The sequence below is a fragment of the Stenotrophomonas sp. YJH_SMC_16 genome (assembly GCF_059367875.1).
The window spans coordinates 69104-86891 of the sequence record NZ_JCAFRH010000008.1; the positions used below are offsets into that span (position 1 = coordinate 69104).

Sequence of the window (17788 nt, forward strand, 5' to 3'; positions counted from 1 at the left end):
GTTCCTTGATAGAGACGAGCGGTGTCGACGGCCGGCACACGGTGCGCGGCGGCCAGGCGGGCTTACTTGAGCTGGCAGATGTCCAGCACGTGCATGTCGGTGTAGTCCAGGTTCTCGCCACCCATCGCCCAGATGAAGGCGTAGTTGCTGGTGCCGGCGCCCATGTGGATCGACCACGGCGGCGACACTACCGCTTCGTTGTTCTGGATCACGATGTGACGCTGCGCGGCCGGCTCGCCCATGAAGTGGTAGACGCGGTCGCTGTCACCCAGGTCGAAGTAGAAGTAGACCTCGCTGCGACGGTCGTGCAGGTGCGGCGGCATGGTGTTCCACACGCTGCCCGGCTTGAGCACGGTCAGGCCCAGCAGCAGCTGCGAGGACTGGCAGGTGGCCGGCACGATGTACTGGTAGATGGTGCGCTCGTTGCTGGTTTCCAGCGCGCCGCGGTCCAGTGCAACGGCGTCCTTGATGGACAGCTGCCTGGTTTCGAAGCGGGCATGGGCCGGGGTCGAGGCCAGATAGAACTGGGCGGGGTTGGCGGCGTCCTGCGAGGCGAACACGACCTCCTTGCTGCCCATGGCCACGTACAGACCGTCCTTCGGACCCAGCGTGTAGCCGGTGCCATCCACGGTGACCGTACCAGTGCCGCTGCCGACGTTGATCACGCCCAGTTCCCGGCGCTCCAGGAACGGGTGGCCTGCGGCCGAAGCGGGTTCGGTCTGGGTCGGCAGCGCAAGCGGTGCGTCCACCGGGGCGGCGCCACCAATCACGAAGCGCTCGTAGTGGGTGTACTTGAGGGTCACCGCACCGGCGTTGAACAGGCCATCGAGCAGGTACAGGTCACGCAGCTGGTCGTTGCTGGCACCGTGGATGGCATCGGGATGGGTGGCGTAATGGGTCTTGCTGTACATGGCGTCTCCAGAGCGGGGGGCGGGCCGACGGGTCGGCCCCGGCGCGGTTCACGGTCGATTCTAGCCAGACAGGAAACCGGTGTCATTTTGCGTCGCACGATGCCGGGATGGCCCGGGCAGGGCGCGGTGGATCGGGTGGATGGGGCAGGGGCGTGTCACGACCAGAGGTCGTGACCTGCAGGATTGATCCTTGGGGATCAATCCTCCGGCGGCTGGCAGGAATCGCGGACGATCAGGTGCGGCCGCACGCTGGCAATGGGCAGCGCGGCCTGGCCTTCGGGCTGGATCAGCATCGCCGCGGCGGTGCGTCCGGTATCGCGCGTGTGCCGGCGCACCGAGGTCAGCGAGGGCCACAGGCGCGAGGCAAGCGGGCTGTCGTCATAGCCGACAATGGACAGCTGGCGCGGAATGTTGATGCCCGCGCGCAGCGCCACCTTGTAGATACCGGCGGCCATTTCATCGTTGCCGGTGAAGATGGCGGTCGGGCGGCGCTTGCCCAGCAGCAGTTTCTCGGCAGCGGCGACACCGGATTCGAAGGTGTAGCCGGCCTCGATGATGCGGTCCTTCGGCAGCTCGATACCGCGTTGCGACAGTGCGTCGATGAAGCCGGCGGTACGTTCATGGGCCGAACGGTAGGCGCTGGGACCGGTCACCAGGGCAATGTCACGGTGGCCGAGCGAGAGCAGGTAGTCGGCGGCTTCGGCCGCACCATCGCGGTCATGGGTAACCACCATCTGCGAGCTTTCGTCCAGCGGCAGCGCTGCCACGCGGGTAAACCGGCAGCCGATCTCATCGAGCATGTCCGCCAGCGCCTGGTCTTCCGAGGCACGCGGCACTAGGATGACGCCGTGCAGCTTCTGCTGCTGCACGAAGCGACGCACGCCTTCGATGTAGCCGGGGCTGCGGCTGTCACAGGGATGCACCACCAGCTCGAAACTGGATCCACGCAATGCATCCAGCGCGCCGTACTGCATGTCCACGATGTACTGCGCGGTGGGGTTGTCGTAGACCATGCCGATCAGGAAGGAGCGGCGGAACGCCAGCCCGCGGGCCAGTGGATCGGGCGTGTAGCCCACTTCACGCATCAACGCTTCCACCTTGTCGCGCGTGTCCTTGCGCACCAGTGGCGAGTTGTTGATGATTCTTGAAACCGTTTTCTTGGATACACCCGACAGTCGCGCGATGTCGTTGATGGTGGCTGCCTTGCCCTTCGCCAATGCCGGCGTAGCGGCATCGTTCTTGTTGCGCACTGACATGTTTTGAACCCGGTAAGTCTGGGGATTCCGGCTCCGCGCTCAGTCCAGCGCGCGGTAGCGGAAGTTGCGGAAGGTTACCGCACCGTCGCCGGCCGCATACAGCGCCGGCTTCAACGCCAGGAACCTGCCCGCGACATTGTGATGGTAACCGGACACTTCCATCTGAACCGGATACTTCTGCCAAGTGTGCCCGTCGGTGCTGGAGTGGAAGGTGACGATGTGGCGGTTGTTGGTCACCCGCAACCACAGCCGGCCGCCGCGGCCCGGGGCCGGTCGGGCAGGGCGCTCCTCGCCGTAGCGATGCATGATGAACGACTCGCCGTTGCTGCCCACGCCCGCGTACAGCCGGTCGCTGTAGAACAGCAGCGCGCCGCCCACGGCACCGGGGGCGATCTCCATCTCCACCTCGAACTGATAGGCCCGGTCGCCGGCGATGGTGGTCAGCGGCGAGGCGTCGCGCGGCGTGCTGCCCTTGCCCTGCAGGACAAGGCCGTTGCCACTGAAACCCAGCCGGCGGTACTCATCCTGCGCCGGGTTGAAGAACGCCCACTGCGGGCCAAGCGTGCTGCCGCGGAAATCATCCGACAGCGCCATGCCATGCGGCGACAGCGCCTGTCCGGCCGGCTTGCGCAGTGGCTGACCAAGGTCTCCGCCCGTGGCCCGGAACCAGCCGTCAGCGGTCCATTCGATCGGTTCGAGCAGGGCCTGCCGACCCAGCGTCCAGAAGCCGTTCTCGTACCCGTGGTACATCATCCACCAGCGTCCATCGGTCCCTTCGATCACCGTCGCGTGGCCGCGTGACCACCAGGGCTCGGCCGCCGACTGCGTGCGCGTGATCGGGTTGTTGGGCGCGTTCTCCCATGGTCCGTGGATCGAACGCGAGCGCGCGGTGATCACCATGTGCCCGGTCGGCGGACCGGCGGTGCCGCCCACTGCCGTGGTCATGTAGTACCAGCCGTCGCGGACGTGGATCTTCGGGCCTTCCTGCGCGTAGGCCTCAACGTCCCAGTCCTGCGGGTAGCGCCAGCCGTCATAGACGTGTTTCGGCGTGCCGACCACGCTCAACCCGTCGTCGGCCAGCTGCACGTAATCACCGCCACTGAGGAACAGGTAGCGCTTGCCGTCTTCACCCACTGCATGGCCGGGATCGATGTAGCCACCCAGGCCGATGTCGATCGGCGCGCTCCACGGGCCCTTGATGTCATCGGCCCAGACCACGAAGTTGCTGCGGCGCTCGCCGGTGCGGGCCGGGAAGTAGATGAAGTAGCGCCCCCGATGCTTGACGATGTCCGGCGCCCAGATCGCCCCCACGTTGCGGGTGACCGCATGTCCCAGCGGCTGCCAGTTCACCAGGTCGCGCGAGTGCCAGATCGGGAGCCCGGGGTAGGCGTCGAACGACGACAGCGTGAGGTAGTAATCGTCCCCGTCCTTGAGCACCGAGGGATCCGGATGGTCACCGGCCAGCACCGGATTGAGGAACGTGCCATCGCCCCGGTCCGCCTGGCGCTGGTGTTCCAGCCCCCGCGCCCACTGCGCCGGGGCGCGCGCGGGCTCCGCCGCGGGTGCAGGCCGTGCCGGCAGCAACAGCACGAGCAGAGTGATGGTGGCGGCGATACACAGTGCACGCATGGCAGTCTCCTTGTGGCTCAGCCGCGCAGCGCGGCGGGCAGCCACAACGACAGTGAGGGGAAGAAGGCCACGACCAGCAGCACGGCGAGCGCGGCGAACCAGAACGGCCAGATCGTGCGCATGCTCTGGCCCACGCTGATCTTGCCGATGGCCGTGCCGATGAACAGCACCGAGCCCACCGGGGGCGTGACCAGACCCAGGCCACCGGTGAGCACCAGCACCAGGCCGAAGTGGATCGGATCGATGCCGTAGGCGCGGGCCACCGGCAGGAAGATCGGCGTGCAGATCAGGATCATCGGCGCCAGGTCCATGAAGGTGCCCAGCAGCAGCAGCATCACCACGATCATCAGCAGCACCATGAACTGGCTGTGCGCGAACGACTGCAGGAACTCGACGGCGGCCGCGGGCACCTGCAGGTAGGCCAGCAGCCAGCCAAACACGGCGGCGGTGGCGATCACGAACAGGATCACGCCCGTGCTGCGCGCCGCGTGGATGACGGTGTCGAAGAACTCGCGCCAGCGCAGTTGCCGGTACAGCACGGTGGTCACCAGCAAGGCGTAGACCACGGCGATGGCTGCGCTTTCCACTGCGGTGAAGATGCCGGCACGGATACCGATGAAGATCAGCGCGACCAGGCCCAGGCCGGGCAGGGCGGAGACGATGCGCAGGGCCACGGCGCGCCAGCCGGGAAAGACCTCCACGCCATAGCCGCGGCGGCGCGCCACCGCATAGCCGGTGACCATCAGCGCCAACGTCATCAGCAGCGCGGGGACAATGCCGGCGGCGAACAGATCGGCGATGGACAGGCCCCCACCGGCAGCGGCCGAGAACAGGATCAGGTTGTGCGACGGCGGCACCAGCAGCGCCACCAGCGCGGCGGTGATGCTGACGTTGACGGCGAAATCGCGGTCGTAGCCGCGCTTGACCATCTGCGGGATCATCGTGCCGCCGACCGCCGAAACGTCGGCAATGGCCGAGCCGGACACGCCGCCGAAGAACAGCGAGGACAGGATCGAGACCTGGCCGAGGCCACCGCGCAAGCGCCCCACCAGCGACGAGGCCAAGGCGATCAGGCGCTCGGAGATGCCGCCGCGCATCATGATCTCGCCCGCGAAGATGAACAACGGAATGGCGATCAGCGAGGCCGAGCCGGTACCGGCCGAGATCTGCTGCACCAGCACGATGCTGGGGATATCCAGGTAGAGCAGGGTGGCCAGCGCGGCAGCGGCCAGCGCGTAGGCCACCGGCACGCCGAGCAGCAGCAGCACGGCAAACACGGAGAACAGGATGGTGATACCCATGGATCAACGATCTCCTTCAGCGTCTTCGGCGCCGGTGGCGCGGGCCTGCAGCGCGTTCCACGCACGGTTCAGCGCGAACAGCAGCATCAGCCCGCCGCCCACCGCCAGTGGCAGGTAGTTGATGCTCTGCGGCAGATCGGCGCCGGCGGTCTTGATGTCCAGGCCGTCGAGCAGCAGATCACCCGACCAGAAGGCGATGAAGCCTCCCAGCACCGCCACCACCAGCTGCACCAGCACGTCCACCGCACGGCGCAGGCCGGGGCCCAGGTAGGCATGCAGCAGGAAGAAGCCGAAGTGGCGGTTGGTGTGCACACCGCAGGCGGCACCCAGGCTCATCGCCGTGGCCAGCAGCAGCAGCGTGACCGGCTCAGTCCAGCTGGGCGAATCGTTGATCACGTAGCGCGCGAACACCTGCCAGCCCTGCACCACCACCAGCCCCAGCAGGGCAGCAACGGCGCCGTAGATGGCGATGTCGGCGATGCGGTCCAGCAGGCGCTGGCCAGGCCCGGTGGCGGGCGTCGTCGTCTCGATCATGGCAGTGTCCTCAGGCGGCGCGGATGCGGTCGACCAGCGCGGCGATCTCCGGCTGCTGCAGGTACTGCTGCAGCAGCGGCTGGGCGGCGGTGCGGAAGGCGGGCATGTCCACCTCGTTGGCTTTCACCCCATAGGCCAGCACGGCGCGGCGTGCGGCGTCCTCCGACGCATCCCACTGCTCGCGCATCACCTTCACCGACGCGCGCGCGATCTGCAGCAGCAGCTGGCGGTCGTCAGGCGACAGGCGTTCGAAACTGGCACGCGACATCAGCAACACATCCGGCGCGTACGAATGGTCGCTCTGCGACCAGTAGTGCGCCGCTTCGAAGTGGCGGCTGGAATGGAAGCTGCGCATGTTGTTCTCGGCGCCGTCGATCATGTGGGTTTCCATCCCGGAGAACGTGTCGCCCAGCGACATCGGCGTCGGGTTGGCGCCGAGCAGGCGCATCAGCTGGATGAAGATGTCCGATGAGGCGACGCGCAGCTTCAGGCCGTGCAGGTCCTTGGGCGAAACGATGGGGTGCTTGGTGTTGTAGAAGCAGCGTGCACCGGAATCGTAGATCGCCAGGCCGACCAGGCCGCGGCCCTGGAAGCCGCGCAGCACGGCTTCGGCCACGCCGTCATCCAACGCGGCACGCTGGTGCGCCACCGACGTGAACACGTAGGGCAGGCACAGCGCCTGGGTCAGCGGAAAGGCATTGTTCAGCGCACCGGCATACACGCGGGTGATATCGATGGCACCGAAGCGCGCCATGTCGATCGCCTCGGATTCGCGGCCCAGCTGGCCGGAGTGGTACTGGCGCAGGCGCAGGCGACCGTTGGTTTCGCGCTGCAGCGTTTCGCCGATCCACTTCACCGCGGTGACGGTAGGGTAGTCGGCCACATGCACGTCGGTGGCGGTCAACAGCGCGCCACCGGCCATATCGCCGCCCGGCCCGCGGCCACAGGCGGCGAGCATCGGGGTGGCCAGGGCAGCAGCGCCCCCGGCCAGGAAGTTACGTCGTGTGATCATCTGCGCCCTCCCGCGCGTGTTCACCAGGGCAGCCCCGCGGTCATCCCGCGGGCACGGCCCGGCAGGCAATGTCACCGAAGCCGGCAAAGCGCACCAGCGCCGTTTGTCCTGCCTCGATATCGTGGATGCCGGTGGCATTGCCGGTGGCGATCAGGTCGCCCTTGCGCAGCGGCCGGCCACGCAGGGCCGAACGGGACAGCGCAAAGGCATAGGCCGCGCGCAGGCCACCGGGCAGGCGGGTGGCGCCACCGGTGCCGACCACCTCACCTTCGATCAGTGTCTCGGCACGCAGCGAGTTTTCGTCGCGTGCGGTCCAGTCGACGATCTCCGGGCCCAGCACCAGGCCGTTGTTGTTGCCAAAGTCGGACACCACCACGCGCGGACCAAGTTCGTTGATGGTGGCCAGCGGGCTGCTGGCCACTTCCACGCCGATATAGAGGCGCGCAGGCAGCGCTTCGGCCTGTTCCGGGGACCAGTCCAGCTGTCCGGCCGGCGCGTCCTCCAACAGCTCCAGCACGTACTCTGCTTCGACTGCGCCGAAGCCCCCGACGAAGACCGGGATGTCGGTTGTTCCACCGGTATCATTCCAGAGCTGACGTTTGAAGATCGGCCCCAGCAGGCGCTCATCGCCGGAGCCGTCGCGGCGCTCGGCAGCGATGTAACCCACCTTCCAGCCGACCACTGTATCGCTCCACAGGCCAATGGCCTGGTCCTGCACGTGGTAGGCAGCCACCAGATCGACGGGGATCTCTCCGGGGAACGCGGGCAGGGCCTTGCCTGCGCGGCGTGCATCGGTGAAGGCGCGGGCGATGGCGGCTGCACCGTCCGGCGCCGGCCTCTGCCCCTGTGTGCCGTGTTCGTTGCTCAAGAACGGTCTCCCTCTGCGTTGTTGCACTGCCCATCGACAGCGTCTGCAGGAGGTGTATATGGTAAACCGGTGTCATCACGCAAGCCGCAGCGCATCACACCCGCTTCCGGGGCGCCTGCGGCACGCTGCCCACCCTTCGCTGGAGCCCGGTCCGCCATGCGTCTGCCCCCTCTTGTGCTGTTCCTGTGCGTTCTGTTGACGCTTGCCCCGGCACGTGCCAGCGACGTCCCGCTGCGCGACGGCCAGCGGCTTGCCGGGGAGGTGGCGGGCGAACGCCTGCCGCTGTGGCCGGACGGCCAGGTACCTGGCCAGAGCGCTCCGGCGCGGAAGGCGCGGGTGGTTGAGCGCAGCCCCGATCCGGCCCATCCGGACCGGTTCGTGGACGGGATCGATGCGCCATACATGATCGTGCACGCGCCGCCACGTCCGAACGGGCAGGCGGTGCTGGTCATTCCGGGCGGCGGCTACCAGCGGGTGGTAATCGACAAGGAGGGCAGCGCGCTGGTGCCGGACTGGGTGCAGCGGGCAGGCTTCACCCTGTTCGTGCTTCGCTACCGCCTGCCGCAGCCGGGCAGGGACCGCCAGGCGGCGCTGGTCGATGCCCAGCGTGCGCTGCGGGTCGTGCGCGACCAGGCCGCGCGCCGCGGCCTGGAGGCGGACAATGTGGCGGTCATGGGCTTTTCCGCCGGCGGCCACGTGGCTGCGCGGCTGGCCACCGGCTTCGATGCGCCGGTCTATCCCGCACGCGATGCGATCGATCAGCTGAGCGCGCGCCCGGCACGGGCGGTGCTGGTCTACCCGGTCATCGACATGGGCGCGCATGCGCACAGTGGTTCGCGCGGGCGATTGCTGGGCGAGCGCCCTGACCCCGCATTGGCGACGCAGTACTCGGTGCAGGAGCACGTGCATGCGGACATGCCGCCGACGATGCTGATCCATGCCAACGACGATCGCGTGGTCAGCGTGCACAACAGCGAGGTGATGGCGCAGGCGCTGGCCAGGGCGGGTGTCGAGCACGAACTGCATGTGTTCGCCCATGGCGGCCACGGCTTCGGCATGCGCCTGCAGCCCGGCTCCACCCTGTCGCAGTGGCCAGCGCTGGCGCAGGCATGGCTGACAGCAGGAAAGGATGCGGAGGGCAGCCGATGACGAGAGCACCCGACGATCTGCAGCGCCGCCGTTTCCTGCGCGACAGCGCGCGCTGGGCGCTGGCCACGGCCACGCTGGTGGCACTGCCGGCAGCCGCGATGCCCGGTGCACGCGACGAACGCCTGCCGATCGTCCGCGTGCGCGGGGGGCGCCTGCGCGGCCAGCATGAACAAGGCGTGCTGGTATTCCGCGGCGTGCGCTACGGCGCCGATACCGGCACCCATCGCTTCCAGCCACCACGCCGGGAAGCGGCATGGAACGGGATCGCCGATGCACTGGACTATGGCGCGGCCGCACCGCAGGGCGGCGCGGAAGGCCCCGGCAGCGAAGACTGCCTGTTCCTCAACGTCTGGACCCCCGCACTGGGGGATGGCGGCCGCCGCCCGGTGCTGGTCTACATACACGGGGGTGGGTTCAACAACGGCTCCGGCAGCGATCCGCTGTACGACGGCAGTGCGCTGTGCCGCCGCGGCGATGTGGTGGTGGTGACCCTCAATCATCGGCTGAACACCTTCGGTTACCTGTACCTGGGCGCACTTGGCGACGCACGCTACGCCGCGTCGGGGAATGTCGGCCAGCTCGACCTGGTACAGGCGCTGCAGTGGGTGCGCGAGCACGCGGCGATCTTCGGCGGTGACGCTGGAAACATCACCGTGTTCGGCCAGTCCGGGGGCGGCGCCAAGATCGCCACGCTGATGGCGATGCCGGCGGCACGCGGCCTGTTCCAGCGCGCGTGGACGATGAGCGGGCAGCAGGTCACCGCGGCCGGCCCGCGTGCCGCCGCGCAGCGCGCTGCCATCGCAATGGAGGCAGTGGGTGCAAAGGACCTGTCTGCCCTGCTGCGGCTCCCGGCCACGGATCTGCTTGCAGCCACCCGTGCCCGCGATCCATCGCGGGTGGAAAGCACGTCGCTGTACTTCGGGCCGGTACTGGACGAAGTCTCCCTCCCGGTGCATCCGTTCTGGCCGCAGGCGCCGCGGCAGTCGGCCAGCATTCCGATGGTCATCGGCAATACGCGCGACGAGACCCGTGCCTTCCTCGGCAACGATCCGGCCAACTTCACCTTGACCTGGGAGACGCTGCCGGCACAGCTGCAACGCCAGCAGTTCGTGGATCTGCTGCCGCAGACGGTGATCGCCGAGTACCGGCGCCTGTACCCGCATTACACGCCTTCGGAGGTGTTCTTCGCGGCCACTACCGCAGGACGTTCCTGGCGCGGCGCAGTGGAGGAGCTGGAAGCGCGTGCGCGCCAGCCCAGCGGGGCCGCGCCCACCTGGGCCTACCAGCTGGACTGGGGCTCACCGGTGGAGCAAGGCCGGCTGCGCGCCTTCCACACGCTCGACATCCCGCTGGTGTTCGACAACGCCGGCCTGCCCGGCGCACGCACCGGTGGCGGCGCGGACGCGCATACGCTGGCGGCGACAATGAGCGACGCACTGATCGCCTTCGCGCGCAACGGCGACCCCAATCATCGCGGAATGCCGCAATGGCCCCCCTACGCGCTGCCCCGGCGGCAGACCATGCTGTTTGATCGCCAGAGCGGCGTGGTGGACGATCCTCGTGCCGGCGAACGTGCGCTGTACGCGAAAGTACCGTTCGTGCAGCGCGGCACGCAGTGATGACACCGCGGTGCAAACATTCTGTTAACCCCTCTCGGCTAGAGTCGGGGCATGGGAACGATGTCCTTGCCACCGTCATTCACCGGCCGGGAGCGGCTGTTCGCTGCGATCGATGCCGCGGTGATGCTGGGCACGCCGGAGGCCATCACCGGTGCGCTGCAGCAGGTGCTGCGCGAGGCCATCGTCGATCCGTCCATCCAGCTGCCCCCCTGCGTGCGGCGCCCGGTCGAAGGGCATTACGCACGCCGTGAACTGCACCGCAGCCCGACCTTGGGCTACAGCGTCATCGCCATGTGCTGGGGCCCGGGCCAGGGCACGCCGCTGCACGACCACGATGCGATGTGGTGCGTGGAAGGCGTCTGGCAGGGCGAACTCATCGTCACTCCCTATGCGCTGATTGAACAGGATGGCGAACGTCATCGCTTTGCCGCCCAGCCCACGCTGTACGGCCACCGCGGTAGTGCCGGCAGCCTGATTCCGCCGCACGAGTACCACACGCTGTGCAACGCCAGCGAAGCGGACGTGGCCGTGTCGCTGCATGTCTACGAGGGCGTGATGGAACGCAGCGCGGTGTTCGAGCCGTTGGATGATGGCTGGTACCAGCGCCGGATGAAACGGCTGGAGACCGAGGCGTCCTGACCCACGCCGGATCACGCCCGGCGTAATGCAGGCATCATCGCGGCACGCCGACCACGTTGTTGAGCCGGGTCACTTCCTCGCCACCGTCGGCCAGCGCCACGCGCACGCGCAGGCCGCTGCGGTCACCGGCCGGCAACGGCAGCCAGACCTGCACGGTCTTCGGCTGCAGGTCACTGGGTGCCCCCAGCGCCGGCACGTCCGTGCGGGCGATCTCGCGACCGCGCGCGTCTTCCAGCATTGCTACGGCCACGCCGGTGCCGACATGGCCCAGGCTGTGCACGGTCACCTGCAGCTGGCTGCCGTCGATGCGTACGTCGCCGCGACCCACGCCCAGGTCCGGCCGTGTTTCCACCGGTGTTCCCTCGGACACGCGTTCGAACTCGAACACCTCGGTACGCCCGGGACGGAACTGCAGCGCCACCGAAGCGCTGGTTTCCAGCTGTACGCGGCGTTCGGCGGGCGTGCCGTCGATGTGGCCATCGCCATCGGCATCCACGCCGCTGCGTATCCGCCAGGTCCCGCTGGCCACGTTCCAGCCGGTCATGTCGGCGCCGATGGTGCGCGTGCCCAGGTTGTAGCTGGTAACGGTGAAACGTTCACGCGACGGCGCATGCACCAGCAGGGCGACCTGTTCGGCCGCTCCATCGCGGTCGAAGCGCCAGCTGACGGTGTGGCCGGGCCAACTCTGGTTGCGCTTCAGCGCGATCCCACCCAGGCGTGCGCGCTGGAGGAATTCACTGGGCGCTTCCACGCGGTCGGACCACCAGTGGCCCTCGGTGTTCATGTACGCGCGCTGCACTTTCGCCTGCAGGCCGTCGGCATGCAGGGCGGCGATGTATGACCTGTCGCCGCTGGCCTGCCAGGCCATCAGGCTGGCGAAGCCGGTTTTTCCCGCGTCAGCCTCGGCGCGCAGCAGCGGATACCAGTCCTGTTGCCGGCCCAGTACGTCCACGACGTTCTCGCCCAGGTTGGCCAGTGCGCCCGGACCGCCACGGGCCACGCGGTAGTCCAGTGCCTGCAGGTACTTCGCATCGCCGCTCCAGCGCCACGCCGCCCAGAAGGTGTGCATCGTGTCGCCACTGCCGGAGCCGTTGTTCAACTCGCCGCCGCGGGTGGCACCGCTGGCCCAGTTGATCTCGTTGGGCAGGGTGAAGCGTCCCTTGTCGTCCTTGCCTGCGTGGGCCAGATAGCCATCGGCCAGGCCGATCACCAGCCCGCGGCCGGTGGGGTCGGCGTTGTACTGGCCCAGCAGGAACGCCGGGTGCAGCACCGGGAACGAATACGGCTTCTGCCACTGCCAGTTCGGTTCGCGGTAGACCTTGTTGCCACCGAACCAGTTGCTGGAGAACAGCAGGTGGCCCTGCGGGTTGCGCAGGATGATGCGCTCGTCGAAGGCCTTCACCGTTTCCATCAGGCGTTCCAGCGTCAGCGGATCGCCCCAGTTGAGGTAGAGCATGGCGCTGTTGGTGTTGATGCCTTCCTCATAGGAATGCAGCTCGTCGGTCTCGATGGTACTCAAGCCGTTGCTGAACATGCCGTTGCGGTACACCGCGTCGGACAGCGCGGTCAGCGAGGCGTTCAATCGATCCGGCTGCACGCCCATCAGGGCCAGCCCCGGCCACTGCTGGGTCAGGTCGGAATCGTCCGAAATGCCACCACCGAAGTCACCGTAGGCCCCCTGCCGTTCGTCGATCCACCAGTCGACGAACTGCCGCACCTGCGCCAGGTCCTGCACCTGGTTGAATGCCCACGCCGGCACGCCCCTGGGCACGGCAGGCGCCGTGTAGGGCGGGCGGCCCTGGCTGTTGTAGCTGATGTAGTTCCAGTACAGGCGGCCGAGTTCATGGTCCGGGTCCACCCGCAGCAGGTCGCTCAGGTCCGCGTACACGCGCGCGTACAGGCGCTGGCGCTTGGACGTGGTGTGCTCTTCCACCAGGAAGCCCCAGTTGTCGCGGACTTGGTTGAAGCGGTCGGCCACGTGCTCCTTCAGCGCGTCGGCACGCGGCTTGAACACCAGCCGGACCTGCGCACCGTCGAGGGCATCGGCATCGAAGCCTGGTGCGGCCGAGGCGATGCTCAGCCACAGGCTGTCCGGGGTGAGGATGCGATCGCGCAGGTCCAGCCACAGCGTGCGCGCCTGCCGTGGCGGCACCGACACCGATACATCGATCATGTCGCGCGCCGGCCAGATCGGATCCTTGATGCGGATGTTCAGCGGGATCAGTCCATCGTGGGTGGGCGGCAGGTCCAGCGCGGGAAGGTCGATGGCCACGCCGTCCAGGCCGTCGTGCATGTTCTCCCAGCTGTAGGCCCAGCTGCGGATCAGCGGCTGGTTGGCCGGCGCGTCACCCACCCCGGAAGGAATCAGCACGTGCACGATCGGCTGCGGATGTGCGGGCAGGGTGCCGGCATCCCGGCGGCGGGAACCGGCGCCCTTCGGCAGCGCCATCACCGTGCTGCGTTCGGCGGCCGGGAAACGTCCGTCGATGTAGCGGCGCAATGCGTCCAGGTTGGTGTAGTCGGGCAGCGCCCGGCTGTCGATGATGTAGGTCTGCTTCACCGTGCCTTCCGGCTCGGTGCCCTTGCTCACGTGGTAGGCCCAGATTTCCTGGATCGGTGTTTCCTGCTCGACGTTGCTGAAACGCAGCACGCCGCCGCGCTGCGCGGCAATGTCGTCGACGCTGCGCACCACGCCGCGCGGGCGCGTGACCAGCACGTCGGTGGCATGTTCGGCGTCGGGCCCGTGGGAAAGGGTGCCGAAGGCCGCACCACGGATCTCCACCCGGTTCACCGTTTCGGTGGCCGGCAGGGTCAGGTCCAGGTGCTGGCCGCCTTCCACATAGGTGTTCCAGTCCGGAAGCTGGAAGTAGTCATTGCGGCCGGGCAGGCGCGAGCGGTTGTACACGCCCGGCCAGGTGGTTTCGGCGATGCCATCGGTGGCCTTCCACATCCACGCCTTCAGGTCGCGGGTGTCGGCGAATTCGATCTTGCGGATGCGGGTGCCGGCCGACGCCAGCGCAGGCGGTGCCGCGCCTTCCCACCCGAAGCGATGGCGCCACGCGCGCTCGTCGCTGGCCGGCGCCACCGCGCTGGCCGGCGCCTTGCCGCCTGCCAGTGCCTGCACGGCGGGGGCGTCGAGCATGCGGTCGTACACCCGGATGTGCTGGAAGTCGCTGCCACGCAGGAAGTTGTAGCGGCTCTGCACCTGGTAGGGCGCCATCACCCGCCCGGCCAGGCCGAGCTGGTCCAGCGCCGCATCGTAATCGCCTGTGGCTTGTGCACGCGCCACTTCGCGGCCATCGATGAACAGGCGCACGCCGTGGTCCTCATCCCAGGCGAAGGCCAGGTGCAACCACTGGTCGGGACGCGGCAGTGCATCCATGCGGAACGACACGCGTGTGCGTGCCAAGTTGGCATCGGTGACGAAGGCATCGAAGCCGTGCCCGTTCCAGTCGATGCGCAGCCAGGCCATGTCCCAGCTGCTGTGGTCGGCGTAGCCGACGCGGAAGATCACGAACGGCGCTTCACCCACCGCATAGCGTGAACGCCAGTCGAAGGCCAGCGTGCCGCGCTGGGCCAGGATGTTGCCCGGCGCGTCCCAGGCAAGCACGCCGTCGTCTTCCCATTGGATGGCCTTGCCATGCTCGCCGTCGTCGACCACCGCGACCTTGTCGCGAAAGTTCGCTACGGCCTCACCGTGAGCGGTCACGGCCTGCAGGCCGTGATTGGCATCCACATCGAAGAGCAGGGTGGGGACATCGGCGGCGGCCGTCGCGGGGCCTGCAGCCAGGGCCACTGCCAGCAGCAGGCAGCGGGACACGGTCGTGCGGTGCGGCATGGAGACATTTCCTTTCAACGGGCGACGGCCGGCGGCGGGCCGCCGGACCGTAGCAAGGCCACGCCGCAGCGGCACCTTGCGGCGCAGCAGCGGTCATGGCGAACCGCGGCGCGTATCGGTACGCGCCGCCGGCGTTGCTCAGAACTTGTAGCGCACGCCCAGCAGGAACTGGCGGCCGGTTTCGGTGTACTGGAGTGGCAGGCGGCCGGTGGCGGGCGAGTACACCCATTCATCCGAGGCTTCGTTGGTCAGGTTGATGCCTTCCAGGCTCAGTTCCAGCTGGTCGCTGATCTTGTAGCGGATGGACGCATCAATGACCGTGGTGCCGGTCATGCCGTGGTAGCCGTCCAGGTTGAAGCCGGTTTCCTGACCGGGCACCTGGGTGAGGTAGTCATCGCGGTTGGTGGCGGAGACGCGGCCAGCGAAGGTCTCGCCTTCGTAGAACAGCGTTGCGTTCCATGACGATTTGGACAGGCCCAGCAGATCGTTCTTCATCACCGGCTGGCCAGCCGAGTTGATGTACTGGATCTTCGATTCGACCCAGGTGTAGTTCAGCTGCACGCCCAGGTTCGACCACTTGCCCGGCAGGAAAGTGAAGGGCTGGGTGTAGTTCGCCTCGGCGCCGTACAGCTCACCGCCGGGGGTATTGACTGGCCGGGTGAAGGTGAAGTCGTCGGTGGGCGAGGCGCCGGTACCGGTCAGCAGTTCGGCAGGCAGGCCGCTGTCGGTGTACGGGCGGTTCTCGCGCAGGGTCTGGACCGAGGTCTCGATGTCCTTGTAGAACAGGCCCAGGCCCGCCATCGCGCCTTCGGCGAAGTACCACTCGAAGCCCAGGTCGACATTGGTGGCGCGCGTCGGGTCCAGGTTGGGATTGCCGCTGGAGATGGTGCGCGCACCACCGGCCACGGCCACGGTTGCACCTGGCGTCAGGCTGCCCAGGCCCGGGCGGGTCATGACCTTGGCCGCACCCAGGCGGATCAGGAAATCGGGCGTGACCTCGGCCACCAGGTTGAACGAGGGCAGGGTGTCATCGTAGGTGCGGGTGGCGGTGGTGGAGGTGGTACCACTGGCCAGCGTCGACAGCCCGGTGGAGGTCTGCCTGGTGCGCACGTAGCGCACGCCGAAGTTGCCCGACAGCGGCAGCGAGCCGATTTCGGTGCTGAACTCGCCCATCAGGTAGGCACCACGGTCCTTCTCTTCCACGCTGCGCACGTTGTTGGCGCGCGGCGCGACGGCATAGATGCCGCTGTTGCTGTAGATGTCGAACTGGTCGGCGATTGCATCCAGGTTCGGCACCACCCAGTTGGACGGATTGCCATTGATGCCCTTCAGGCCGGCCTGGTTGATCATGTCCACGGGCACGATCCTGCTGCCGCTGGCGAAGGTCGGCACGGCCAGTTCGCTGGCACGGCGCAGTTCGGTGGTCTTGAACGTGTAGTCCTTGGCAAGCACGCCGCCCTTCAGGCGGAAGCCGGGGCTGATGTTCCAGTTGAAGTCGATCTGGCCGGTATCGAAGTCGTTGTCCACGTACTGCGGGCGCAGGCGGATTTCCGCCAGTTCCCAACCGTTGGGGTCGGTCGGGTCGATGCCGTAGTTGAGGATCGGGAAGCGGCTGTTGCCACGGTAGTCGTAGCTGTAGCCCTTGACGTCGTACTTGTCCATGATGACGGTGGTCTGCACTGGATTCTCGTGCCTGGAGCGCGAGATGCCCAGCTTGCCGGACACGGTGAAGTCGTCGCCGAAACGGTGCTGGCCGTTCAGGCTGATCTGCTTGAACTCGGTGCTCCACTCGTCGTGGCGGTTCTCGGTACGGATGTCGACGTTGTCGAATTCACCGTACAGCAGCGCGCCGTTGCGGATCTCGCCGTTCCTGACGATGGTGCTCGGCTTGCCGACCAGGCGCGGGGTGCTGCTGCTGCCACGGCTGAAGGAAATCGCTTCGATGTACTGCTCGTCGCGGGTGGCATCGATCTTCGAGTACAGCATGTCCAGCGATACTTCACTGGCATCGCTGGGCTTCCACTGCAGCGAGCCGGTCACGCCCAGGCGCTTCTGCTCGTGTTCCATCTGCACGTAGCGCGGGAAGCGCGGGTGGAATACATCAGCGGCGCGTGCGGCGGCGAACGGCGATGACGCAGCGAAGTTGCCATTGCTCGGGCCGTTGGCCCAGCGGCCGGTGTTGGAGCCTTCCTCCAGTGCCTGGCGCTCGGAGTAGGCCACCGACAGGAGGGCGCCGAAGGTACCATCGGCGAAGGTGTTGGAGACCAGCGCGGCCAGCCGCGGGTCGGCCTTTTCGGCCATCTGGTTGTAGCCGGCCTGGCCGCTTGCGGCGAAGGTGAAGCCGTCGTAGTCGAACGGGCGCGCGGTGCGCAGGTCGACAGTGGCACCCAGCGAGCCTTCCTCGACGTCGGCCGAGGCGGTCTTGCGCACCACCAGCTGCGAGAACAGGTCCGAGGCAAACACGTTGAAGTCGAAACCGCGGCCGCGGTTGGTACCACCGCTCTGGTCACCGGCGCCGACGGTGGTCAGCGCTTCCATCCCATTGATGCGCACGCGGGTGAAATCCGGGCCCAGGCCGCGCACCGAGATGTTGCGGCCTTCGCCGGCTTCGCGTGTGATCACCACGCCCGGAATGCGCTGCAGCGATTCAGCCAGATTGAGGTCGGGAAACTTGCCGATGTCTTCGGCGACGATGGCATCGACCACGCCGGCCTCGCCGCGCTTGATGTCCAGCGCCTTTTCGACACTGGCGCGATAGCCTGTGACGTTCACCGTGTCCAGGTCGGTAGCGGTCTGCTGCTGGGCGGCCGCGCTGGTGGACAGGGCGAGTCCCACCCCCAGGGCCAGCAAGGTAACCGGTGTCTTTTTTCCATGGATCCGAGATTGCATGCCTTTCCCCTCTCCCAAAGGTCTGGTATCGCAGCTGCGCGGCGAAATGACACCGCTAGTCAAAACCGACGTTAGCAGCACCACCGGGATCGGGCATCTTGCACCGCAACAGATTTGCAATGTCTCCAAGATGCTTGCAGGAC

The 17788-nt window shown here is 67.5% G+C and carries 12 protein-coding genes; 3 read left to right on the top strand and 9 right to left on the bottom strand.

Translation table 11 applies throughout. The annotated features are described in order from the left end of the window. Positions 1-62: 62 nt before the first annotated feature. From kduI to AC5P6E_RS17055, 7 genes are all read right to left on the bottom strand, one after another. Entirely contained in the window at positions 63-911 is an 849-nt protein-coding gene (gene kduI, locus AC5P6E_RS17025; RefSeq protein ID WP_019337387.1) for a 5-dehydro-4-deoxy-D-glucuronate isomerase, read from the bottom strand. 197 nt (positions 912-1108) lie between these two features. Continuing rightward, positions 1109-2167 (bottom strand): LacI family DNA-binding transcriptional regulator, encoded by a 1059-nt coding sequence (locus AC5P6E_RS17030; protein ID WP_019337388.1) that lies wholly within the window; start codon positions 2165-2167, stop codon positions 1109-1111. 39 nt (positions 2168-2206) lie between these two features. Next, the gene (locus AC5P6E_RS17035) at positions 2207-3796 is read right to left on the bottom strand and encodes a family 43 glycosylhydrolase (protein WP_019337389.1); all 1590 of its coding nucleotides are present in this window, start codon (positions 3794-3796) and stop codon (positions 2207-2209) included. A gap of 17 nt (positions 3797-3813) precedes the next feature. Continuing rightward, entirely contained in the window at positions 3814-5097 is a 1284-nt protein-coding gene (locus AC5P6E_RS17040; RefSeq protein WP_005421133.1) for a TRAP transporter large permease, read from the bottom strand. 3 nt (positions 5098-5100) lie between these two features. Then, positions 5101-5631, bottom strand: a complete 531-nt coding sequence (locus tag AC5P6E_RS17045; protein WP_019658831.1) for a TRAP transporter small permease — start codon at positions 5629-5631, stop codon at positions 5101-5103. A 10-nt stretch (positions 5632-5641) separates the two neighbouring features. Beyond that, positions 5642-6643 (bottom strand): TRAP transporter substrate-binding protein, encoded by a 1002-nt coding sequence (locus AC5P6E_RS17050; protein WP_019337391.1) that lies wholly within the window; start codon positions 6641-6643, stop codon positions 5642-5644. A gap of 40 nt (positions 6644-6683) precedes the next feature. After that, entirely contained in the window at positions 6684-7511 is an 828-nt protein-coding gene (locus AC5P6E_RS17055; RefSeq protein ID WP_019337392.1) for a 2-keto-4-pentenoate hydratase, read from the bottom strand. 174 nt (positions 7512-7685) lie between these two features. Between AC5P6E_RS17055 and AC5P6E_RS17060 the strand changes: the two genes are divergently transcribed. Genes AC5P6E_RS17060 through AC5P6E_RS17070 form a run of 3 tightly spaced genes read left to right on the top strand, consistent with a single transcriptional unit; the run spans position 7686 to position 10918 of the window. Then, positions 7686-8660 carry an alpha/beta hydrolase gene (locus AC5P6E_RS17060; RefSeq protein WP_019337393.1) on the top strand — a complete coding sequence of 325 codons (975 nt, stop codon included), beginning with the start codon at positions 7686-7688 and terminating at the stop codon, positions 8658-8660. Beyond that, positions 8657-10279: a carboxylesterase/lipase family protein gene (locus AC5P6E_RS17065; RefSeq protein ID WP_019337394.1), complete on the top strand. Its 1623-nt coding sequence runs from the start codon at positions 8657-8659 to the stop codon at positions 10277-10279. Before AC5P6E_RS17060 ends, AC5P6E_RS17065 begins: the two co-directional genes overlap by 4 nt. Positions 10280-10330: 51 nt before the next feature. Further along, positions 10331-10918: a cysteine dioxygenase family protein gene (locus AC5P6E_RS17070; RefSeq protein ID WP_019337395.1), complete on the top strand. Its 588-nt coding sequence runs from the start codon at positions 10331-10333 to the stop codon at positions 10916-10918. Between the two features lie 34 nt (positions 10919-10952). On the opposite strand, the gene AC5P6E_RS17075 is transcribed toward AC5P6E_RS17070, so the two are convergent. Both AC5P6E_RS17075 and AC5P6E_RS17080 read right to left on the bottom strand, forming a co-directional pair. Beyond that, entirely contained in the window at positions 10953-14756 is a 3804-nt protein-coding gene (locus tag AC5P6E_RS17075) for a LamG-like jellyroll fold domain-containing protein (RefSeq protein ID WP_019337396.1), read from the bottom strand. Positions 14757-14894: 138 nt separating this feature from the next. Further along, entirely contained in the window at positions 14895-17645 is a 2751-nt protein-coding gene (locus AC5P6E_RS17080; RefSeq protein WP_029550752.1) for a TonB-dependent receptor, read from the bottom strand. Positions 17646-17788 lie beyond the last annotated feature (143 nt).